Genomic DNA, 20353 nt, shown 5'->3' with positions numbered 1-20353 from the left:
AGCATGGGCGCCGGGAGGGCATGGTGTGGGCATTGATGTTGCAGCCCTGAAGGTGCGGCTGTCGCTGCGGCTGCAGGCCGTGGCGCGCGCGGATTCCATGCGCGCCATCCGCGAGGGGCTGCTGTGGGTGCTGCCCTGCCTCATGGTGTCGGCGGTGTTCCTGGTGTCGTCGGTGCTCGCGCGCATGCTGGGCCTGCCCACGGAGACCACCGACCTGCTGGCCGGCCTGCATGCCGAGATCAGCCGCATCCTGCCGCTGCTGATCGCCGCTTCCATCGGCTACATGCTGGCCATACGCCACAGCCTGCCGCGCCTGCCCGTGGCCTTCCTGTGCTTTGTCTACGTGGCGCTGGCCGCCTACCTGCTGCGCGGGCAGCCGCGCGCCGCCGCCACGCTGGTGCTGTTCATCGCCATCGCCTCGCCCATCGTCAACGTGCCCCTCATGGCGCGGCTCATGCGGGTGCGCTGGCTGCAGCTGTCGCGCGGCTCCCTGGTCAGCGACAACGTGGAAGACGCCATGAACATGGTGCTGCCCGGTGTGCTGACGGCGGGGCTGCTGGTGGTGGTGCTGACCCTGCTGCAGCAATGGCAGGGTCTGGCGCACTGGAGCCTGCCGCTGGATGTGGTGGACCCGGACCGGCCCTACCTGAATGCCGTGGTGATCACGGGCATGAATTCGCTGCTGTGGTTCTTCGGCATCCATGGCTACCATGCCCTGCAGCCCCTGTTCCAGGTGCTGGAGATGGCCGTGGGCTGGAACGCCCTCGAGGTGCTGGCAGACCAGCCGCCCCCCTACCTGCTCAACGCCGGCCTGCTCGGGGCCTTCGCCTTCATCGGCGGCGCGGGGGGCACGCTGTCGCTGGTGGTGGCCGTGCTGTGGCGCGCGCGCAGCCCCGGCCTGCGCCTGCTGGCCCTGGCCAGCCTGCCCATGGCGTTGCTGAACGTGAACGAGCTGCTGCTGTTCGGCATTCCGCTGATCCTCAATCCGCGCCTGCTGCTGCCGTTCATCCTGGTGCCGGCCGTCAACGCCAGCCTGGCGCTCGCGGCCGTGCAGGCGGGCTGGGTGCCGGTGGCCACCATGGCGATGCCGCTCAATGCCCCGGTGCTCTTCAACGCCTATGCCAGCACCCAGGGCGCCTGGCCGGCCGTGGCGCTGCAGCTGGCGCTGGTGCTGCTCGGGGCCTGCATCTACGCACCGGCGGTGCGGGCACTGGAGCGCCACAACGCCACCACGGTGCACCTGCCGGGCCTGGACACCACGTTTTCGCGCCTGCAGGAGCAGGGCCGCCTGTACGCCAGCGACCCGGTGGTGCTGGCGCAGCAGCGCCAGGCCGGCCGCGAGGAGCTGCTGGCCCAGGTGCGCCGCATGGGCGAGTACGAATTCTTCCTGGAATACCAGCCCCAGGTGTCGCCACGCACGGGCGAATGCGTGGGCTGCGAGGCGCTGCTGCGGGCCCGCGATGCGCGCGGGCGCACGCAGTCCCCGGGGGCCTTCCTGGCCTGGCTGACCGAGGCCGGGCTCATGAAGGATGTCGACCTGTGGGTGGCCGGGGCCGCCCTGCAGCAGCACCAGCGCTGGCGCAGCGCGGGCTTTGTGCTGCCCATCTCCATCAATGTCACGGGGCCCACGCTGATGTCGGCCGAGCATTGCCGGCGGCTGGTGGCCTTGATCGCGCCCGCGGCCGGCAGCATCAGCGTCGAGCTCACCGAGGATGCGCTGGCCGCGGACGTGGACCAGATGCGCGACGCCATCGCCCGCATCCACGCCGTGGGCGCCCAGGTGGCCATCGACGACTTCGGCACGGGCTATTCCTCGCTCAGCTACCTGCACGCCTTTGCGGTGGACACGATCAAGATCGACCGCAGCTTCGTCGTGGCCAGCGCCGACCCGCGGGGGGCACGGCTGCTGCAGGGCCTGCTGCACTTCTGCCGGAGCCTGGAGGTGGGCATCGTGGTCGAAGGGGTGGAGACGGCGGAGCAGTTGCAGCTGCTGCCCGGCGACATGGACCTGCAGGTGCAGGGCTGGTACTACGGCCGCGCCATGGCGGCCGAGGATCTGCCCGCCTTTGTGCAGCGCTGCGCGGCCAGCGCCACCGCCCAGGCCGCATGACGGCGCACCTCGCCGCGCGCCTCAATCCCCGAGCAGTTCGCCCACCGCCTTGAGGTCTTCCACCCGGTCGCAGATGGCCTTCACGGCCATCATGACCGGGATGCCCAGCAGCAGGCCCCACAACCCCCAGAGCCAGCCCCAGGCGAGCACGCTGACGAACACGGCCACGGGGCTCATGCTGCTGGTGCGGCTGGTGAGCCAGGGCGTGAGCAGGTTGCCGATGAGGGTGTGGATGACCAGCGAGGCGCCGCCGATGGCCAGCGCCATGTCGATGGTGCCGAACTGCAGGAAGGCCACCAGGGCCGAGGCGCCGGCCGTCAGGGCCGAGCCGATGTAGGGCGCGAGGTTGAGCACACCGGCCACTACGCCCCAGACGGCGGCGTTCTCCAGGCCCAGTGCCCAGTAGGCGAGGCCCGTGGCCAGGCCCACCAGGATGCTGGTGAATACCTGCACCAGCAGGTAGCGCTGGATCTGCCCGGTGATGTCGTCGAGCACCTGCATGGTGATGTTGCGCCGCTCCAGGCTGCTGCCGGCGATGCGCACCAGCTTCTGGCGGAACAGGTTGCCCGAGGCCAGCGCGAAGTAGGTCAGGAACACCACCACCGTGAGCTGCCCCAGGGCCGACACCAGGCCCATGGTGCCACTCCACAGGTAGTCGCGGATGTTGAAGGGCGGGCGCTCCACCACCACGCGCTGCACGCCGCGCCGGGCGGGCGCGGCCGTGCTGTTCTCGGCGGCGGCCTGCTCGATCTGGGCGGCGGCCTTCTGCATGGTGTCCAGCGTGCTGGGCATGCCGGCGCGCGCACGCAGGTTGTCGCGCACCTTCTTGGCCGCCACGGGCAGCGAGTCGACGAGCTGCACCGCCCCGTCGCTCAGCGACCAGGCCGTGCTGGCCAGCCCGCCCACCAGGGCGATCAGCAGCACGGCGGCACCGAGCGGGCGGGGGATGTGCCAGCGGCGCAGCATGTTGACGGCAGGGCGCAGCGCCGTGGTCAGCAAGATGCTGAGCATCAGGGGAATGAAGACCGCGCTGGCCCAGTGCAGCAGGGCCACGCTGGCGAACAGGGCCAGCAGCGCCAGGGACAGGTTGCGCACGTCCACCGGCATGTGCAGCATCAGGGGCGCAGGGGGCGGCGTTGCAACCGGTGCGGCGGCGGTGTCTGGCGTGGCCGGGTGGTCTGGGTCGGGCTCCGGTTGCGGTGGTGGTGATGCCTCGGCCTGCGGATCGCCGGAGGCCACGCCTGCGCCCACGGCGACCACGGGTGCGGCCACGGGTGTCTCGGGCGGCAGGGGGGTGGACGGGGCGGTGGGGCTTGCGGGGGCGGGCACGGCGGTCATGCGGGCGATTGTCACGCACTGTGAGCAAATGTTGTGTAGGTGGCGGTGCCAAGGCGCGGCCGGCCCCGGCATGTGCCGCGCAAATGCAACGCAAACGCCTTGCTATTCGCGTGATGGTGCAGCGGCCGGAGGGCTAGCATGGCAGCATGCAAGTCGAACCATTGCCCGGCGGTCTGCCGCCGAGTCCCTTTGAACCGCGTCTGCCGGTGGCCCCGCCCGGCACGATGGTGGCGCCCGAGTGCGAGGCCCGCGCCCGGCCCGTCGTGCACCGCGTGGTCGTGCCGCTGCTGGCCGTGGCCTCGCTGCTGGGCGCCGGCTGTTCGTCGCTGGACGTTCCGCGCGCCGACAACTACCCGGCATCGAACCAGAAGAAGGCGCGCGCCGTGCACCACTGGGATGTGCTGGCCGACGACGTGGCCACGCGCATCACCGACAAGATCCGCCACTGGCCCGCAGGTGAGCACCCGATCTACGTGTCTGCCTCGGGCGACACGAGCTTCAACAACGGCTTTCGCAAGCTCTTGATCACCCGCCTGCTGGACCGGGGCGTGGTGGTCTCCAACCAGCCCTCGGCCGTGACCCTGGCCTTCGAAACCCAGCTGGTGCAGCACCCGGCCCGTGTCTCCAACAGCCTGCCCATGCCCTTGACCCGCCTGGCCCTGGGGGTGGGGGTGGCGCGCGACTGGGTGCACCGTGCTCCGAGTGCCACCTCGGTGGTCGCGGGCATGACCGCGATCGGGGCGCTCGCCGATGTCGCGCAGTACACGACCGATGGCCCGGCCGCGGGCGGGCCCACCCGCACCGAGGTGCTCATCACGACCTCGCTGGAAAGCGGCGATCGCTACCTGGCGCGCACTTCCGACGTGTACTACATCGACCAGGACGATGCCGTGCTCTACCAGGTGCAGCAACCGCCGCCACCGCCCCCTCCGCCGCCACCGCCCACCCCGGTCAAGACCTGGCAGGTGGTGAGCCCACCCCCTGCGCTGTGGGGTGCACCATGAGGCGGCGCACCGTGTTGCGCGCTGCAGCGGTACTGGCGCCTGTGCTGGCCCTCTCGGGCTGTGCCTCGTACTACTACGGCGACAAGGCTGGCGGCAGCGGCGGCGGGCTCATGGACCTGATCACGCCCAGCAGCATCGAGCGCAACCACCGCGCGGCCGATGCCTTGCTGCAGCAGGCCCCGCTGGACCCCAGCCATGCCGTGCTGGTGGCCACGCTGGTGAATGTGGACCGGCTGAACGAATCCTCGCGCCTGGGGCGCATCTTCTCCGAGCAGATCGGCTCGCGCCTGGTGCAGCGCGGCCTGCGCGTGACCGAGCTCAAGCTGCGCGAAAGCGTGGCCATGCAGCGCGGCACGGGCGAGCTGCTGCTCTCGCGCGAGGTGCGCGAGGTGAGCCGCGCGCACGACGCGCAGGCCGTGGTGGTGGGCACGTACGCGGCATCGACCACCACGCTGTTCATCAGCCTCAAGATCGTGAACCCCGTGGGCAACACCGTGGTGGCTGCGCACGACTATGCGATGCCCATCGACGAGAACGTGCGCTCGCTGCTCGCGGCAAGGTAGATCCGTTGCGCTTGCCGAAGCAAAAAAGCCCCGCGCGGCATAGCCGGCGGGGCTTTGGTGTTCTTGGGCGACCCGGGTGCTTGTTTCTGGGCAGGGGATCAGTGCAACATCAAGGCGCCAGCGTTCTTGCTCTTGCCGGCACGGGCGGGCGGGTTGCACAGGCCGCAGGTGTAGTGGCGGTTTTCATAGAGTTCGGTCACGAAGTGGCCCTTGCAGTCGGCGCACTGGGTGCGGGTGAGCATGCCGGCGTCCACGAACTTCACCAGGCGCCAGGCGCGGGTGAAGGACAGCAGGGGTTCGATCTCGGCGGTGGTGACCTGCTCGCTGTACAGGCGGTAGGCCTTGGTCAGCAGTTCCACCGAATCCAGGTCCACGCCCTTGGACAGGTACTCGTAGATGTTCAAAAACAGCGAGCTGTGGATGTTTTCCTGCCAGGTCAGGAACCAGTCGGTCGAGAAGGGCAGTTGGCCCTTGGACGGCGACTTGCCGGCGATCTCCTTGTACAGGCGGATCAGGCGTTCGTAGGACAGGGTGGTTTCCGACTCCAAGACCTGCATGCGGGCGCCCATGCCGATCAGCATCGCGGCGCGCTCGATCTGCTTGGATTCGTTGAGGACGCTCTTGGCTGGGGCTTTGGCGGCGGCAGTCGTGGTGGTCATGGCAGGCTTTCGAGGGAAACGGTGGACAGGCGACGGAACGGAACAGAGGACCAGGGCGGGGTGTTCAGAGCACTTCCGACACGCGGCTGGCCATCAGGATGTTGGCGTGCAGGGTGTTGGTGGCTTCGTTGCCTACCTTCTTGGCCGTGTGGTTGGTCAGCAAGCTCCAGACCAGGTTGTCGTCCACGCGGAAGCTGCAAAGAAGCGTGTTTCTGGAGGCCAGTTTCAGCACTTGGGCGGCCGACAGCGATGCCAGAATATCGGCAGCGTCTTCGTTCATGCCCAGGCGGAACACTGCTTCTGCCTTGTCATGGCGAATCAGGTTCTGCGCCAGCATCAGGTAGGTCAGGTTGGCTTCGCGGATTTCGGCGAGCAGCTGTTCGTTCGTCATGGCAGGGTTCCTTTGTTCCAGTTCCCGGGTCTTCGCCTTGCCATGCGGGTTGCATGTTTTGCGTGATCCGTTGAAATGGATTGTGAAACCAGGCCAATCAGAAATTAAGTCGGCGCTGCTCTGTGCAGCGTGTCTGGTTCAGGGGCAGTCCGTGTAGGAATTTGCCTTACAAAAACCGAAGGCGCGGTACTACCCACCAGAGCGAGAGGCCTGCTGCAAAAAGCAGCAACCGGGCGTGCCGGAGCAGGTCAGCCGCGTTCCACCGGGCGCGAAGAATCGCTCACCCATTCGCTCCAGCTGCCGGCAAACAGGGCGCTTTTGCCCAGGCCGGCGACCTCCATTGCGATCAGGTTCGGCAGGGCGCTGACGCCGCTGCCGCACTGGTGCACCACGGTGGCCGGATCGCGGCCTTGCAGCAGGGTGTCGAACTCGGCGCGCAGCACCGCAGCGGGCTTGAATTTGCCGTCCGGGCCGATGTTGTCCACGAAGGGGCGGTTCAGCGCGCCAGGGATGTGGCCGGCCACCGGGTCCAGCGGCTCCACCTCGCCGCGGTAGCGCGGCGCGGCCCGGGCATCCACCACCGTCTGGCCAGGCTGCTGCAGGTGGGCAAGCACATCGCTGGCCGTGGCCAGACGGCGCAGCGGCTCCCGGAGCTCGAAGTTGGACTGGAAGTGCGCAGGCTCCTCGCCGCTGGCCACCGCGCCACCCGCGGCCTGCCAGGCCTGCAGGCCGCCGTCGAGCACGGCGACGGCATCGTGGCCGGCCCACTTGAGCATCCACCACAGGCGGCCGCAGTAGTTGGCGCCCTGGCGGTCGTACACCACGGCCTGCATGTCGTTGGCAAAGCCCACGCTGGACAGCCAGATCGCAAAGCGCTCGCGGCTGGGCAGGGGGTGGCGGCCGCCCGATGCGGGCTTGTCGGCCTCCTGGGCGGTCACCGTGCCCGAGGCGCCAGGCACGCCATGCTTGGCGCTCAGGTTCTCGTTGAGGTCGGCATACACCGCGCCGGAGATGTGGGCCTGTGCGTACTGCTGTGCGCCGGCCGTCGATTGCATCAGGTCGAAGCTGCAGTCGAACACCATCAGCCGCTGGCCGCTGGCGACCAGGGATTGCAGTTCGGTGGCAGAGATCAGGGTGGTGTAGGTCATGGCAGCGGATGGTCAATCGACGGAAGGGATGCCTTGCATTGTGTCCGTGGTGGGTGCCCACAGTCGTATCAATGTTCTTCTGCCGGGGTTCCGGGGGCTGCGCGGGCACGCAAAACGGTGGCGGCGATGCCACTGCCCACGATGAGCACCATGCCCGCCCAGGCGATGGGCGGCAGCACGTCGCCGAACAGCAGCACGCTGTACAGGGCCGCGAAGACGATGCCCGAGTACTGCAGGTTGGCCACCACCAGGGTGCCGCGCTGCGTCTTGGCGCTGGCGTAGGCCTTGGTCATGCACAGCTGGCCGCCGGCGGCCAGGATGCCGATGGGCAGCAGCCACAGCGCCTGCCAGCCCGGCCAGGCCGACACGCCGGTGAACAGCAGGGCGCCGCCGCCGGCCACGGCCGAGCCCAGTGCGAAGTAGAACACGGTGCGCGACTCGGGCTCGCCCAGGCGCGACAGGGCCACGACCTGCATGTAGGCGAACGCTGCCGACAGGCCTGAGAGCAGGCCGATCATGCCCGCGAAGGCCTGGTTCTGGTCCAGGCTGGGGCGCAGCATCATCACGACGCCCACGAAGCCTGCCAGCACCGTGACGATCAGCGTGCCCTGCAGGGCCGGGCGCGGCGTGGCGGCCGAAGGGCGCCAGGCCAGCAAGGTGCCGCCGACCAGGAAGGCCGCGATCCACACGCTGCTCATGTAGTTGAGCGTCATGGCCGTGGCCAGCGGCAGGTGGGCGATGGCATAAAACCAGGCACCCAGCGAGGCCACGCCCACCAGGCTGCGCCAGGCGTGCATGCCCGGGTAGGCCGTGCCCAGCGTGACCTTCTGCGAACGTGCCAGCAGCCACAGGATGGCCATGCCGATGAGGCCGCGGTAGCAGACCAGTTCGGCCGAGTTGAAATGGGCCGAAGCGATCTTCACGCACACCCCCATGCTCGCAAAGAGGAACGCGGCCAACACCATCCAGAGGGCTTGCATGGGGAAATCGGGAGTCGAAAGTGAAAATAGCTGCCGTGCCTGAAAAACAAGCACTGGCAGCTATTGTAATGAGAGCATTTCAGGCGAACCCGATTACTCGGGCGGCTTTGTGTCCCTGTTCAGCGTTTTGGCACGGCGTCACCCATCGCAGAGCGGTACCACTCGTGGAAATGCTGCATGCCGTCTTCCATGGGGCTCTGGTAAGGGCCCACTTCATTGTCGCCGCGCGCCAGCAGGGCCTTGCGGCCGGCGTCCATGCGCTCGCCGATCTCGTCGTCCTCGATGCAGGTCTCCATGTACGCGGCCTTCTGTGCCTCGACGAATTCGCGCTCGAAGGCGGCGATCTCCTCGGGGTAGTAGAACTCCACCATGTTCAGCGTCTTGGTCGGGCTGATGGGGTGCAGTGTGGACACGGTGAGCACATGCGGGTACCACTCCACCATGATGTGCGGGTACAGCGTGAGCCAGATGGCGCCGTGCTTGGGCGGCTTGCCTTCGCGGTAGTTCAGCAGGGCCTCGTGCCAGCGCTCGTACACGGGGCTGCCGGCCTTGCCCAGGCGGTTGGCCACGCCCACGGTCTGCACCGAGTAGTTCTTGCCGAACTCCCAGCGCAGGTCGTCGCAGGTCACGAAGCTGCCCAGGCCCGGGTGGAAGGGGCCCACGTGGTAGTCCTCGAGGTAGACCTCGATGAAGGTCTTCCAGTTGTAGTTGCACTCGTGCAGCTCCACGTGGTCGAGCACATAGCCCTCGAAGTCGAGGTCGGCGCGCGGGCCCATGGCGTCGAGGTCGGCGGCCACGTCGTAGCCGTTGTCTTCGAACAGCAGGCCGTTCCACTCGCGCAGCGGGTAGTTGTTGAGGTTCAGGCAGGGGTCGTCGGCAAAGTGCGGCGCACCCAGCAGCTCGCCCTTGGCGTTGTAGGTCCAGCGGTGCAGCGGGCACACGATGTTGCCGCCGGCACTGCCCTTTTGCTGGGTGTGCAGCGAGCCACGGCCCTTGAGCATCACGGCCTGGCGGTGGCGGCAGACGTTGGAGACGAGCTCCACCCCGCCCTGGGCATTGCGCACCAGCGCGCGGCCCTCGGCCTCGTGGGGCAGGGTGTGGTAGTCGCCCGCATGGGGCACGGACAGTTGGTGCCCCACATAGCGGGGCCCGCGCTGGAAGATGGTGTCCAGCTCGCGCTGGAACAGCGCCTGGTCAAAATAGCTTGAAACTGGTAGTTGGCTTGCGGCCTGCTGCAGTTGAAGACTTAAATCAGACATGGATGACCTGACCTAAAGACTCCCCACAGGGAGGTGTGCCACGCTTGGCACATCTGGAGAAAAAAGAAACCGGCTCATAGGCCGGCTGGACGAGAATGGGATTATAGCCAATGGGGTTATTCGCTGCCCCCCATTCCCGCACCCCCCCTGCGTGTATTGGCGCCTGGGCTGCGGCCCGCACCCGGATGGGGCAGGGTGGTCTGTGTCGCCGCTGCCGCGGTGACCGGCTGCGCTCTCCAAACCGGAAAGCCGTGCGCAGGGACGCCATGCGCTGGGCCTAAAATCAGCGGTTTTTCCATTCGCGGTGCCTGTGCACCGCCTCCACCCATGCCCAAGGCCTCCGCCACCGCCGCGCCCCCTGCAGAACCTGCCAGCTACGAAGCGGCGCTGGAAGAGCTGGAGCAGCTCGTGGGCCGCATCGAATCGGGCCAGCTGCCGCTGGACCAGATGCTTGCGGGCTACCAGCGTGGTGCTGCCTTGCTGGCCTTTTGCCGCAAGCGGCTCGATGCCGTGCAGGACCAGATCAAGGTGCTTGACGAGACGGGCCTGAACGCCTGGGCCCCCGAATGAGCGCCGCGCCTTCCGTGAATACCCCCTCTTCTTCTTCTTTTGACCTGGCCGGCTGGAGCCAGCGCCACCTGGCCCGGGTGGAGCATGCCCTGTCGCGCTGGGTGGGCGAAGGTGCGCCGGCCGGCCTGGGCGAGGCCATGCGCTATGCGGTGCTCGATGGCGGCAAGCGCCTGCGCCCGCTGCTGGTGCTGGCGGCCGAGGAGGCCGTCTGCAGCGGTGCCGAGGTCGAGGCGTCTGCGCATGCCGTGTCCGACGGGGCGGCCCTTCGGGCCGCGTGTGCCGTCGAGCTGATCCATGCCTATTCCCTGGTGCACGACGACATGCCGTGCATGGACAACGACGTGCTGCGCCGCGGCAAGCCCACGGTGCACGTGCAGTTCGGCGAGGCCCAGGCCCTTTTGGCCGGCGACGCGCTGCAGGCCTTTGCCTTCGAGTTGCTCACGCCCGACGATGGCAGCGTGCCCGACGGGATGCAGGCCATGCTGTGCCGCCTGCTGGCGCGTGCGGCCGGTTCGGCCGGCATGGCTGGCGGCCAGGCCATCGACCTGGCCAGCGTGGGCGTGGCCCTGACCGAAGACCAGCTGCGCCACATGCACCGCCTGAAGACCGGCGCGCTGCTGCAGGGCAGCGTGATGATGGGCGTGGCCTGCGGCCCCGCCAGCGCGCAGGCGCACGAGGCCCTGTCCGACTACGGCGCCGTGATGGGCCTGGCCTTCCAGGTGGTGGACGATATCCTCGACGTGATCGCCGACTCCGCCACGCTGGGCAAGACGGCCGGCAAGGATGCCGCGAGCGACAAGCCCACCTATGTATCCTTGCTGGGCCTGGAGAATGCGCAGGCCTATGCGCGCGAACTGCAGGTGCAGGCCCATGCCGCCCTGGCGCGCAGCGGACTGGCCGATACCCGCGCGCTGGCCGCCCTGGCCGACATGGTGGTGGACCGTACGCATTGATGGCTGCGGCTGCACTCCCTGCGTCCGTTGATACGATGCACCCAGACCAGGCGCACACCGGGGGCTGTCTCTTGCCCCGTGAGCACTGATCGATCCGAAAAAGAATAGCCAATGTCCACGACCCCCTACCCCCTGCTGCAGAACGTGAACGACCCGGCGGACCTGCGCGCCATGCCGCGGGCCGAGCTCAAGGCGCTGGCCGCCGAGCTGCGCGCCTTCGTGCTCGAAAGCGTGTCGCAGACGGGCGGACACCTGAGTTCCAACCTGGGCACGGTGGAGTTGACCGTGGCCCTGCACCATGTCTTTCACACCCCCGAGGACCGTCTGGTGTGGGACGTGGGCCACCAGACCTACCCGCACAAGATCCTGACCGGCCGGCGCGACCGCATGAAGACGCTGCGCCAGCTGGGCGGCATCTCGGGCTTTCCGCAGCGCGCCGAGAGTCCCTACGACACCTTCGGCACCGCGCATTCGAGCACCAGCATCTCGGCCGCCCTGGGCATGGCCCTGGCCGCCAAGACCAAGGGCGAGAACCGCCATGCCGTGGCCATCATCGGCGATGGCGCCATGACCGCGGGCATGGCCTTCGAGGCGCTCAACAACGCGGGCGTGGCCGATGCCAACCTGCTTGTGGTGCTCAACGACAACGACATGAGCATCAGCCCGCCTGTGGGTGCGCTCAACCGCTACCTGGCCCAGCTCATGAGCGGCCAGTTCTACGCGGCCGCCAAGAACGTGGGCAAGACCGTGCTGCGCCCTGTGCCGCCTCTGCTGGAGCTGGCCAAGCGCTTCGAGCAGCAGGCCAAGGGCATGGTGGTGCCGGCCACGCTGTTCGAGAAGTTCGGCTTCAACTACATCGGCCCCATCGACGGGCACGACCTCGATTCGCTGATCCCCACGCTGGAGAACATCAAGAGCCTGAAGGGCCCGCAGTTCCTGCACGTGGTCACCAAGAAGGGCCAGGGCTACAAGCTGGCCGAGGCCGACCCCGTGGCCTACCACGGCCCGGGCAAGTTCGACCCGGCCGTGGGCCTGGTCAAGAGCAGCACGGCACCCAAGCAGACCTTCACCCAGGTGTTCGGCCAATGGCTGTGCGACATGGGTGCGCAGGACCAGCGCCTGGTGGGCATCACGCCCGCCATGCGCGAGGGCTCGGGCATGGTGGAGTTCGAAAAGCGCTTCCCCGAGCGCTATTACGACGTGGGCATCGCCGAGCAGCATGCCGTGACCTTTGCCGGCGGCATGGCCTGCGAGGGGCTCAAGCCCGTGGTGGCCATCTACTCGACCTTTTTGCAGCGCGGCTACGACCAGCTGATCCACGACGTGGCGCTGCAGAACCTGCCCGTGGTGTTCGCGCTCGACCGCGCAGGCCTGGTGGGCGCCGATGGCGCCACGCATGCCGGTGCCTACGACATCCCGTTCGTGCGCTGCATCCCCAACATGGCCATGGCCTGCCCGGCCGACGAGCGCGAGTGCCGCCAACTGCTCACCACCGCGTTCGAGCAGGACCACCCCGTGGCCGTGCGCTACCCACGCGGCAGCGGTGCCGGTGTGGCGCCGCTCGCGGGCCTGGAAGGCCTGCCCTACGGCAAGGGCGAGATCCGCCGTGAGCGCAAGGCCGTGGCTGGCGAGGGCGGGCCGCGCATCGCCATCCTGGCCTTCGGCACGCTGCTGTACCCCGCGCTCGAAGCCGGCGAGGCGCTGGACGCCACGGTGGCCAACATGCGTTGGGCCAAGCCGGTCGATGTGGAGCTGCTGCGCGATGTGGCCGAGCGCCACGATGTGCTGGTCACGGTGGAAGAGGGCGCGGTGATGGGCGGTGCGGGCAGTGCCGTGACCGAGGCCTTGAACGCCGCTGGCATCGTGCGCCCGGTGCTGCAGCTGGGCCTGCCCGATGTGTTCATCGAGCATGGCGACCCGGCCAAGCTGCTGTCGCTGCAAGGGCTCGATGCCGCAGGCATCGAGCGCGCGGTGCGCGAACGCTTCCTCGGCTGAGTGGATCGGCCCACGGGCCGAATGCCGGCGGCACGGCCGTGCTGTCGAAAACCCGCACAGCGCCCGGGCGGGGCACCTCCTACAATGCAGGCGCGCTGCACGGATCTGCACGCGCACCCCACCTTCCTGCGCAGCGCTCGCTGCCGCCCCCCACCCCCGCGGAAACAGGAGACACGCTGTATGGATCGCCGTTCGCTCATCACGCACACCGGCCTGGCGGGTGTACTGGCCGCGGGCGTTGCGCCGGCCGTGCATGCACAGGCCACGCTGCGGTGGCGGATCGCCTCGAGTTTCCCGCGCTCCTCGGACAATATCTTTGGCGGCGCCGAGGTGTTTGCGCGCGCGGTGCGCATCCTGTCCAACGGCAAGTTCGAGATCTCCGTGCATGGTGGCGGCGAGCTGATGCCCGCCTTCGACGTGGTCGACGGGGTGCAGAACGGCACGGTGGAGATGTGCCACGCCGTGCCCTACTACTTCTACGACAAGAACCCCGCATTCGCGCTGGGCTGCACGGTGCCCTTCGGCTTCAATGCGCGGCAGATGAGCGCGTGGATGCTGCACGGCAATGGCCGCAAACTCATGAACGAGTTCTATGCGGGCTTCAACATCGTGAGCTTTGCCTGCGGCAACACCGGCACGCAGATGGGCGGCTGGTACCTGCGCGAGGTGCGCAACCCGGCCGACTTCAAGGGCCTGAAGATCCGTGTGGGCAGCGGCCTGGTGGCCGAGGTCATGGCGCGGCTCGGGGCCGTTCCGCAGAGTATTCCGGGCGGTGACATCTACCAGGCCCTGCAAAAGGGCAGCATCGACGCAGCCGAGTGGATCGGGCCCTACGACGACCAGAAGCTGGGCTTCAACAAGGTCGCGCCCTACTACTACTACCCCGGCTGGTGGGAGGGCGGGCCCGAGGTCGACCTGTACGTGAACCGCAAGGCCTACAACACGCTCTCGCCCGAGTACAAGTTCATCATCGAGGCGGCCGCGTCCATCGCGCACACCGACATGCTGGCCCGCTACGACGCGCTCAACCCCAACGCGCTCAAGCAGCTGGTGGCCGCCAAGACCAAGGTATTGCCGTACTCGCAGACGATCCTGGATGCCGCCTTCCGCGCATCGATGGAGACCTTCGCGCAGAACGACGCGAAGAGCCCCGAGTGGAAGAAGATCTACGCGGACATGCGCAACTTCCAGCGCGACCAGATCCTGTGGTTCCGCTTCGCGGAAGTGCGCTTTGACAGTTTCATGTCGGCGCAGAAGATATGACATCCCCCTGAGGCGCTGCGCGCCTTCCCCCTTCTCTCGATTCGCTTCGCGATTCGGGAAGGGGGACGCAGCCGGTGCGGCGGGGCGGCCCTTGCACGGCTGCCCTGGTCGGGGGCGTGACGGTTTTGACCGGTTTGCCCGGATGCTTGCAGAACCCTGAAGCCCTCGTGCGGGGGGCGGGCTTTCACGGGAAAACCCGCAAATCCACGGGGGGGCATGTTCCTACAATCGATCCGGCTAGAAGGTTCTTGGCCTCGGGCGACCGGCCTGTGTGCCAGGGTGTGCAATCACAAGTATTCGGAGAAACTCATGGATCGTCGTTCTATCATCAAGCATGCCGGTATCGCCGGTGTGCTGGCCGCGGGTGTGGCACCTGCCGTGCATGCGCAGGCTGCCGTGCGCTGGCGCTTGGCTTCGAGCTTCCCCAAGCCGCTGGACACCATCTACGGTGGCGCTGAAGTGTTTGCCAACGCGGTCAAGGCCATGTCGGGCGGCAAGTTCGAGATCTCCGTGCACGCCGGTGGCGAACTGATGCCTCCCTTCGGCGTGGTCGACGGCGTGCAGCAAGGCTCCGTGGAAGCCTGCCACACCGTGCCTTACTACTTCTATGGCAAGAACCCCGCGTTCGCCATCGGTTCGGCCATTCCTTTCGGCATGAACGCACGCCAGATGAATGCCTGGATGCTGCACGGCAACGGCCGCAAGCTGCTGGACGAGTTCTATGCCGGCTATGGCATGCTGAGCTTTGCCGGCGGCAACACGGGCACCCAGATGGGTGGCTGGTTCCGCAAGGAAATCAAGTCGACCGCCGACCTCAAGGGCCTGAAGATGCGCCTGGGTGGTGGCCTGGTCGGTGACGTGATGACCAAGCTGGGCGTGGTGCCCCAGAGCCTGCCTGGCGGCGAAATCTACCAGGCCCTCGAAAAGGGCACGATCGATGCGGCCGAGTGGGTCGGTCCGTACGACGACCAGAAGCTGGGCTTCAACAAGGTCGCGCCCCACTACTACTACCCCGGCTGGTGGGAAGGCGGCCCTGAAGTGGACTTCTTCATCAACAAGAAGGCCTTCGACGCACTGTCGCCCGAGAACAAGGCCATCGTGGCCGCCGCATCGGCCCAGGCTTCGGTGGACATGCTGGCCAAGTACGACGCCCGCAACCCCGTGGCCTTGAAGCAGCTGATCGGTGCCAAGATCAAGCTCCTGCCCTTCACCAAGGACGTGCTGGACGCCTCGTTCAAGGCCTCGCAAGAGGTGTACGCCGAGAACGACGCCAAGAGCCCCGAGTGGAAGAAGATCTTCGCCGACTTCCGCGCCTTCCAGCGCGACCAGGTGGCATGGTTCCGCGTGGCCGAAAGCCGTTTCGACAGCTACATGCAGACCGTGAAGCTCTGATACGGCCCCGGCCTGTCATTGCCCAAAGAACCGCGCTCCGGCGCGGTTTTTTTATGCGTGTTCCCGCGTGCGCGGCACAGGTGGCAGGGTGGCCGCCCAGAAGGCGGCTGCGGTTGCGCTCACGCCAGCGCCCAGCACACACACGCCGTCCCAACCCCAGGCCGCATAGGCGGCTGTGGAGGCGGCGGCCCCAAGTCCGCTGCCCACGGCATAGAACAGCATGTAGCAGCCCACCAGCCGGCCGTGGGTGCTGGCATCGCCGCGCAGGATCAGGGCCTGGTTGGTGACATGGATGGCCTGGCCGCCCAGGTCCAGCGCGACCACGCCCAGCACCAGCCAACCCAGCGAATGGGGCAGGAGCCACAGCGGCAGCCAGGCCAGGACCAGCAACAGCAGTGCTGCGGCGGTCGCGTGCTGGGCCAGGCCCCGGTCGGCCCAGCGCCCCGCGCGGGTGGCGGCCAGAGCACCCAGGGCGCCGACCAGGCCGAAGGCGCCGATGGCGCTGTGCGACAGGGCGTGGGGCGCCTCGCGCAGCGGCAGCACCATGGCGCTCCAGAAGGTGCTGAAGGCCGCAAACATCAGCAGGGCCAGGGTGCCGCGCACCTGCAGCACGCGGTCGGTGCGCAGCAGGGTGAACATGGAGTGCACCAGGGCCTGGTAGGAGAGCCGGCCTGCGGGTGCCGGTGCCGCAGGCAGGGCGCGCCAGAGCAGGGCGGCGAGGGCCAGCATGGCCAGGGCCGATGCCAGGTAGACCCCGCGCCAGCCGAGCAGGTCGGCCAGCAGGCCGGCCGCCACCCGCGCCAGCAGCAGGCCGATGACCACACCGCCCTGGGCCGCGCCGACCACATGGCCACGCTCCTGCGGTGCGGCCGCGGTGGCGGCAAAGGCGATCAGGCCCTGGGTCATGGCCGTGCCCAGCAGGCCCAGCGCCAGCATGCCAGCCAGCAGGGCCCCGGGCGAGGCGGCCAGGGCTGTGCCCAGCAGCGCGGCCACCAGGGCCGCGCACTGCCACCGCATCAGCTGCCGCCGGTCCATGCGGTCGCCCAGGGGCACCAACAGCACCAGGGCCAGGGCGCAGCCCACCTGCGTGGCCGTGATGAGCCCGCCCACGGCGGCCTGGCGGATCGCGAAGTCGGCGGCGAGCGCATCGAGCAGGGGCTGGGCGTAGTAGACGTTGGCGACGGAGAGCCCGCTGGCGCAGGCAAACAGCATGACCAGTGCGCGGGGCATGGGGGCTGCGCTGGGTGGGCAAGGGTGCATGGCGTTCGCAATGTGGTTTCAAAATAAGACTGGTTTGATTCTAGGCAGACCAGTCTTAAAATGAAACCTGTGCCGGCAAAGACACCCATGGGGGTGGTGCCATCCACCGGATCCCTCCATGTCCCAACGCAAGAGTGCTATGGCCGAAACCTGTCCCGTGGCGCGGTCGCTCGACCTCGTGGGCGACCGCTGGAGCCTGCTGATCGTGCGCGACGCCTTTGACGGCACGCGCCGCTTTGGCGATTTCCAGCGCGGGCTGGGCGTGGCCCGCAGCATCCTGGCGGACCGCCTGCGCAGGCTGGTGGAAGAGGGCATCCTGGCTGTGCAGCCGGCCTCCGATGGAAGCTCTTACCAGGAGTACGTGCTCACCCCCCGTGGCGAGCAGCTGTTTCCGGTGGTGGTGGCCCTGCGCCAGTGGGGCGAGCAGCACCTGTTTGGTGCGGGCGAGGCCCGTTCGCAGCTGCTGGAGCGGGCCACGGGCCTGCCTATCGCACCGATGCAACCGCATGGGGCCGGCGGCCAGGTGCTCGGCCCCTGGCAAACGGCAGTGCACAAGCCCGCGGCACCATGAAAAAAACGCGCCAGGGCGCGGTTTTTGTGGGAGCAGCGGGCACTAAAAGCTGCGGAAGGCCTTGAGCTCGGCGCTGACGCGCTCGAATTCCTGGATCAGGGCCGGCGTGGCGCCATAGAACACCGTGAACTTGCCGGCCAGCGTGCGCACGTACAGGCGCGGCGCGATCAGCCAGCCCAGGCCGGGCACGCGGATCAGCTTGGCGTAGGCCAGGTCGTCAAAGGGCAGAGCCTTGTCCCAGACCCAGCGCTGGTGCAGGCCGTCCTTGCTGATGCGCGTGCGGCTGACCATGATGCTCCACCAGGTCCAGGCCATGAGCACCAGGCCGGCGATGAACCAGCCCGCGCCGGTGCTCACGCCCGTGCTGGAGCCCAGGGCGCCGCGCGACCACAGCTGGGCGAACCAGATGGCGCAGCCGCCCACGATCACCGTGGCCAGCGCCCGGAAGGTCGGCGAGAAGGCCGAGCCCACCACCTCACCCCCTTGCGGGGTGAAGCGAAAGGGTTCCGGCGCCATCATGGGGGTCTGGTTCAGCATGGAGAGGCTCGCCACTTGCATGCTCACTGCTTGGCGTCGGAGCCCGCAGGCGCGGCGGCCGCAGGGGCTGCGTCCGAGGTGGCCGGGGCCGTATCGCCGAAGGGGTTCTCGCCGGCGCTTGGAGCGTCGTTGTTCATCAGGTCGTCCGCAGGCACTTCGATCTGCACCTTGTCGGTGTCGATGACCTCGGCCTTGGGCAGGAACATGGTCACGGTCTGGGGCACGAAGATCACGATGGCCACCAGCAGCAGCTGCATGATCACCCAGGGGATGGAGCCCAGGTAGATATCGCTGGAGAGCACCGGCTTGGGAATGCGCCCTTCCTTGAACAGCGTGTTGGCAATGCCGCGCAGGTAGAACAGTGCAAAGCCGAAGGGCGGGTGCATGAAGCTGGTCTGCATGTTCACGCACAGCAGCACGCCGAACCAGATCAGGTCGATGCCAAGCTTGTCGGCCACCGGGCCGAGCATGGGCAGGATGATGAAGGCGATCTCGAAGAAGTCGAGGAAGAAGGCCAGGAAGAAGATGAACAGGTTCACCGCGATCAGGAAGCCGATCTGGCCGCCGGGCAGGCCCGAGAGCATGTGCTCGACCCACTTGGCGCCGTCCACGCCCTGGAACACCATGGAGAACACGCGCGCACCGATCAGGATGAACACCACCATGGCCGTCAGGCGCATGGTGCCCTGCATGGCCTCCCACATCAGCGCCCAGTTCAGGCGCTTGTGGATGGCGGCCAGCACCATGGCGCCCACCACGCCCATGGCGCCGGCTTCGGTCGGTGTGGCGATGGCGGTGTCGATGCCGGGCAGGCCGCCCATGGAGCCGAGCACGGCGAAGATCAGCAGGGCCGAGGGGATGATGCCGCGCAGGCACTTGAGCCACAGCTTGGCACCCGACATGGTGCGCGCTTCCTTGGGGATGCCCGGCACATAGTGGGGCTTGAACACGCCCAGCAGGAAGGTGTAGCCCGCGAAGATCAGCACCTGCAGGATGGAGGGGCCCCAGGCGCCGCGGTACATGTCGCCCACCGAACGGCCGAGCTGGTCGGCCATGACGATCAGCACCAGCGAGGGCGGCACCAGCTGCGTGATGGTGCCCGAGGCCGCCAGCACGCCGGTGGCGTAGCGCATGTTGTAGCCGTAGCGGATCATCACGGGCAGCGAGATCAGCGCCATGGCGATCACCTGGCCGGCCACGGTGCCGGTGATGGCGCCGAGGATGAAGCCCACGATGATCACCGAGTAGCCCAGGCCGCCGCGCACGGTGCCGAAGAGCTGGCCCATGGAGTCGAGCATGTCTTCCGCCAGGCCGCATTTCTCGAGGATGGCGCCCATGAAGGTGAAGAACGGGATGGCGAGCAGCAGCTCGTTGCTCAGGATGCCGAAGATGTTGATCGGCAGGTTGGACATGAAGACGGCCGGGAACCAGCCCATCTCGATGGCGAAGAAGCCCGAAGCCAGCCCGAGGGCGGCCAGGGAGAAGGCGACGGGGAAGCCGATCAGCATCACCAGCACCAGCCCCGCGAACATGATCGGGGCGAAGTTTTCCATATGCATAGTTGTGTTCCTGAAATTCCGGGAATGGGGGGCAGTCGGGCGCTAGCGGGCGGGGCTTGCCGGCGGGCTGCGCAGAAAGGACTGCCGTGTCACGATGGGGTGTTCATCGGCCCCCGTTATTGCACCGGCTTCTCGTAGTGGGTGTTCATCTGGTAGATGCCGCGCAGGTGGGCCACCCGCTTGACGATCTCGGAGACACCCTGCAGGAACATCAGGCCAAAGCCCACGGGCAGCAGCAGCAGGGCGGGCCAGCGGATCAGGCCGCCGGAGTTGCCGGACATTTCGCCGGAGAGGAAACCGCGCAGGAAGAAGGGCCAGCTCAGGTAGGCGATCAGGCCCATGGCGGGCAGCAGGAACAGGGCCAGGCCGGCGATGTCCACATACACCTGCTTGTTGCCGCGCAGCTTGCCGTAGACGATGTCCACGCGCACATGCTCGTTCATGTACAGCACGAAGGGTGCGCCCATCATCACCGTGGCGGCGAACAGGTACCACTGGATCTCCAGCCAGGCGTTGGAGCTGTAGTCCAGGCCATAGCGCACGAAGGCATTGCCTGCCGAGATCATGGCCGCCGCAAGCACGGTCCACGTTGCCACCTTGCTGAGCTGGCTGGAAATCCAGTCCATGCCCAAAGCCAATTTGAGAAGTGCTGACACCTTGTGTCTCCTGGGGTTTTGAAAAGAGCGCAGATGCACCCGAAGCGCTGCCGGGTGTCTGAAAGTAACGCGGATGGTACCTGCTGGGCGCTGAAGAAAGCCTGACGCGCAGGGATAGGGTTTTCCTCAGGCCCCCCCGCCAGGA

19 protein-coding genes are annotated in these 20353 nt (G+C 67.7%); 9 read left to right on the top strand and 10 right to left on the bottom strand.

The genetic code is table 11. From position 1 onward, the window contains the following. Window positions 1–97: 97 nt before the first annotated feature. Window positions 98–2110, top strand: coding sequence for an EAL domain-containing protein (locus HNP48_RS09345; protein WP_260420202.1), 2013 nt, complete (start codon window positions 98–100; stop codon window positions 2108–2110). A gap of 21 nt (window positions 2111–2131) precedes the next feature. On the opposite strand, the gene HNP48_RS09340 is transcribed toward HNP48_RS09345, so the two are convergent. Next, a complete protein-coding gene (locus HNP48_RS09340) occupies window positions 2132–3448 on the bottom strand; it encodes an AI-2E family transporter (RefSeq protein ID WP_260420171.1) in 1317 nt (438 codons plus the stop codon). A 146-nt stretch (window positions 3449–3594) separates the two neighbouring features. Here HNP48_RS09340 and HNP48_RS09335 point away from each other — a divergent pair, with 146 nt between their 5' ends. Both HNP48_RS09335 and HNP48_RS09330 read left to right on the top strand, forming a co-directional pair. Continuing rightward, entirely contained in the window at window positions 3595–4452 is an 858-nt protein-coding gene (locus tag HNP48_RS09335) for a hypothetical protein (protein ID WP_311773819.1), read from the top strand. Next, window positions 4449–5015: a FlgO family outer membrane protein gene (locus HNP48_RS09330; RefSeq protein ID WP_184856646.1), complete on the top strand. Its 567-nt coding sequence runs from the start codon at window positions 4449–4451 to the stop codon at window positions 5013–5015. Before HNP48_RS09335 ends, HNP48_RS09330 begins: the two co-directional genes overlap by 4 nt. 98 nt (window positions 5016–5113) lie before the next feature. On the opposite strand, the gene flhC is transcribed toward HNP48_RS09330, so the two are convergent. The 5 genes from flhC to HNP48_RS09305 all read right to left on the bottom strand — a co-directional run bounded on the left by flhC (window position 5114) and on the right by HNP48_RS09305 (window position 9452). Continuing rightward, complete coding sequence (gene flhC / locus HNP48_RS09325) at window positions 5114–5674, bottom strand: flagellar transcriptional regulator FlhC (RefSeq protein ID WP_184856645.1); 561 nt, start codon at window positions 5672–5674, stop codon at window positions 5114–5116. A gap of 64 nt (window positions 5675–5738) precedes the next feature. Beyond that, entirely contained in the window at window positions 5739–6065 is a 327-nt protein-coding gene (flhD, locus tag HNP48_RS09320) for a flagellar transcriptional regulator FlhD (RefSeq protein ID WP_007853391.1), read from the bottom strand. Between the two features lie 248 nt (window positions 6066–6313). Further along, complete coding sequence (locus tag HNP48_RS09315) at window positions 6314–7213, bottom strand: sulfurtransferase (protein ID WP_184856644.1); 900 nt, start codon at window positions 7211–7213, stop codon at window positions 6314–6316. A 68-nt stretch (window positions 7214–7281) separates the two neighbouring features. Continuing rightward, window positions 7282–8193, bottom strand: coding sequence for a DMT family transporter (locus HNP48_RS09310; RefSeq protein WP_184856643.1), 912 nt, complete (start codon window positions 8191–8193; stop codon window positions 7282–7284). A 119-nt stretch (window positions 8194–8312) separates the two neighbouring features. Further along, on the bottom strand, window positions 8313–9452 hold the full coding sequence (locus HNP48_RS09305; RefSeq protein WP_184856642.1) for an aromatic ring-hydroxylating dioxygenase subunit alpha: 1140 nt from the start codon (window positions 9450–9452) through the stop codon (window positions 8313–8315). Window positions 9453–9779: 327 nt separating this feature from the next. Between HNP48_RS09305 and xseB the strand changes: the two genes are divergently transcribed. The 5 genes from xseB (at window position 9780) to HNP48_RS09280 (ending at window position 15625) form a co-directional block, all read left to right on the top strand. Next, window positions 9780–10022, top strand: a complete 243-nt coding sequence (gene xseB, locus HNP48_RS09300; protein ID WP_184856641.1) for an exodeoxyribonuclease VII small subunit — start codon at window positions 9780–9782, stop codon at window positions 10020–10022. After that, window positions 10019–10975, top strand: coding sequence for a polyprenyl synthetase family protein (locus HNP48_RS09295; protein WP_184856640.1), 957 nt, complete (start codon window positions 10019–10021; stop codon window positions 10973–10975). Before xseB ends, HNP48_RS09295 begins: the two co-directional genes overlap by 4 nt. Before the next feature lie 111 nt (window positions 10976–11086). Beyond that, the gene (gene dxs, locus HNP48_RS09290; RefSeq protein ID WP_184856639.1) at window positions 11087–12970 is read left to right on the top strand and encodes a 1-deoxy-D-xylulose-5-phosphate synthase; all 1884 of its coding nucleotides are present in this window, start codon (window positions 11087–11089) and stop codon (window positions 12968–12970) included. Window positions 12971–13150: 180 nt separating this feature from the next. After that, window positions 13151–14233 (top strand): TRAP transporter substrate-binding protein, encoded by a 1083-nt coding sequence (locus HNP48_RS09285; protein WP_184856638.1) that lies wholly within the window; start codon window positions 13151–13153, stop codon window positions 14231–14233. A gap of 309 nt (window positions 14234–14542) precedes the next feature. Then, the gene (locus HNP48_RS09280; protein ID WP_184856637.1) at window positions 14543–15625 is read left to right on the top strand and encodes a TRAP transporter substrate-binding protein; all 1083 of its coding nucleotides are present in this window, start codon (window positions 14543–14545) and stop codon (window positions 15623–15625) included. A 51-nt stretch (window positions 15626–15676) separates the two neighbouring features. On the opposite strand, the gene HNP48_RS09275 is transcribed toward HNP48_RS09280, so the two are convergent. Continuing rightward, entirely contained in the window at window positions 15677–16855 is a 1179-nt protein-coding gene (locus HNP48_RS09275; protein WP_184856636.1) for an MFS transporter, read from the bottom strand. A 148-nt stretch (window positions 16856–17003) separates the two neighbouring features. Between HNP48_RS09275 and HNP48_RS09270 the strand changes: the two genes are divergently transcribed. After that, a complete protein-coding gene (locus tag HNP48_RS09270; protein ID WP_184856635.1) occupies window positions 17004–17456 on the top strand; it encodes a helix-turn-helix domain-containing protein in 453 nt (150 codons plus the stop codon). A gap of 42 nt (window positions 17457–17498) precedes the next feature. On the opposite strand, the gene HNP48_RS09265 is transcribed toward HNP48_RS09270, so the two are convergent. From HNP48_RS09265 to HNP48_RS09255, 3 genes are all read right to left on the bottom strand, one after another. After that, window positions 17499–17993, bottom strand: coding sequence for a hypothetical protein (locus HNP48_RS09265; RefSeq protein ID WP_184856634.1), 495 nt, complete (start codon window positions 17991–17993; stop codon window positions 17499–17501). Window positions 17994–18016: 23 nt separating this feature from the next. Then, complete coding sequence (locus tag HNP48_RS09260; protein ID WP_184856633.1) at window positions 18017–19552, bottom strand: TRAP transporter large permease subunit; 1536 nt, start codon at window positions 19550–19552, stop codon at window positions 18017–18019. 116 nt (window positions 19553–19668) lie between these two features. Continuing rightward, complete coding sequence (locus HNP48_RS09255; protein ID WP_184856632.1) at window positions 19669–20208, bottom strand: TRAP transporter small permease subunit; 540 nt, start codon at window positions 20206–20208, stop codon at window positions 19669–19671. Between the last annotated feature and the right edge of the window lie 145 nt (window positions 20209–20353).

The sequence above is a fragment of the Acidovorax soli genome (assembly GCF_014207955.1).
GTDB lineage: Bacteria > Pseudomonadota > Gammaproteobacteria > Burkholderiales > Burkholderiaceae_C > Acidovorax > Acidovorax soli_A.
The sequence above is the reverse complement of the archived record's forward strand: the minus strand, read 5'-3'. Positions and strand labels throughout refer to the sequence as shown.

What these genes read in the sequence shown, in the direction of transcription:
- HNP48_RS09345 (WP_260420202.1), top strand. Translation starts at nt 98, where the DNA reads ATGCGCGCCATCCGCGAGGGGCTGCTGTGGGTGCTGCCCTGCCTCATG.
- HNP48_RS09340 (WP_260420171.1), bottom strand. Translation starts at nt 3,448, where the DNA reads ATGACCGCCGTGCCCGCCCCCGCAAGCCCCACCGCCCCGTCCACCCCC.
- HNP48_RS09335 (WP_311773819.1), top strand. Translation starts at nt 3,595, where the DNA reads ATGCAAGTCGAACCATTGCCCGGCGGTCTGCCGCCGAGTCCCTTTGAA.
- HNP48_RS09330 (WP_184856646.1), top strand. Translation starts at nt 4,449, where the DNA reads ATGAGGCGGCGCACCGTGTTGCGCGCTGCAGCGGTACTGGCGCCTGTG.
- flhC (WP_184856645.1), bottom strand. Translation starts at nt 5,674, where the DNA reads ATGACCACCACGACTGCCGCCGCCAAAGCCCCAGCCAAGAGCGTCCTC.
- flhD (WP_007853391.1), bottom strand. Translation starts at nt 6,065, where the DNA reads ATGACGAACGAACAGCTGCTCGCCGAAATCCGCGAAGCCAACCTGACC.
- HNP48_RS09315 (WP_184856644.1), bottom strand. Translation starts at nt 7,213, where the DNA reads ATGACCTACACCACCCTGATCTCTGCCACCGAACTGCAATCCCTGGTC.
- HNP48_RS09310 (WP_184856643.1), bottom strand. Translation starts at nt 8,193, where the DNA reads ATGCAAGCCCTCTGGATGGTGTTGGCCGCGTTCCTCTTTGCGAGCATG.
- HNP48_RS09305 (WP_184856642.1), bottom strand. Translation starts at nt 9,452, where the DNA reads ATGTCTGATTTAAGTCTTCAACTGCAGCAGGCCGCAAGCCAACTACCA.
- xseB (WP_184856641.1), top strand. Translation starts at nt 9,780, where the DNA reads ATGCCCAAGGCCTCCGCCACCGCCGCGCCCCCTGCAGAACCTGCCAGC.
- HNP48_RS09295 (WP_184856640.1), top strand. Translation starts at nt 10,019, where the DNA reads ATGAGCGCCGCGCCTTCCGTGAATACCCCCTCTTCTTCTTCTTTTGAC.
- dxs (WP_184856639.1), top strand. Translation starts at nt 11,087, where the DNA reads ATGTCCACGACCCCCTACCCCCTGCTGCAGAACGTGAACGACCCGGCG.
- HNP48_RS09285 (WP_184856638.1), top strand. Translation starts at nt 13,151, where the DNA reads ATGGATCGCCGTTCGCTCATCACGCACACCGGCCTGGCGGGTGTACTG.
- HNP48_RS09280 (WP_184856637.1), top strand. Translation starts at nt 14,543, where the DNA reads ATGGATCGTCGTTCTATCATCAAGCATGCCGGTATCGCCGGTGTGCTG.
- HNP48_RS09275 (WP_184856636.1), bottom strand. Translation starts at nt 16,855, where the DNA reads ATGCCCCGCGCACTGGTCATGCTGTTTGCCTGCGCCAGCGGGCTCTCC.
- HNP48_RS09270 (WP_184856635.1), top strand. Translation starts at nt 17,004, where the DNA reads ATGTCCCAACGCAAGAGTGCTATGGCCGAAACCTGTCCCGTGGCGCGG.
- HNP48_RS09265 (WP_184856634.1), bottom strand. Translation starts at nt 17,993, where the DNA reads ATGCTGAACCAGACCCCCATGATGGCGCCGGAACCCTTTCGCTTCACC.
- HNP48_RS09260 (WP_184856633.1), bottom strand. Translation starts at nt 19,552, where the DNA reads ATGCATATGGAAAACTTCGCCCCGATCATGTTCGCGGGGCTGGTGCTG.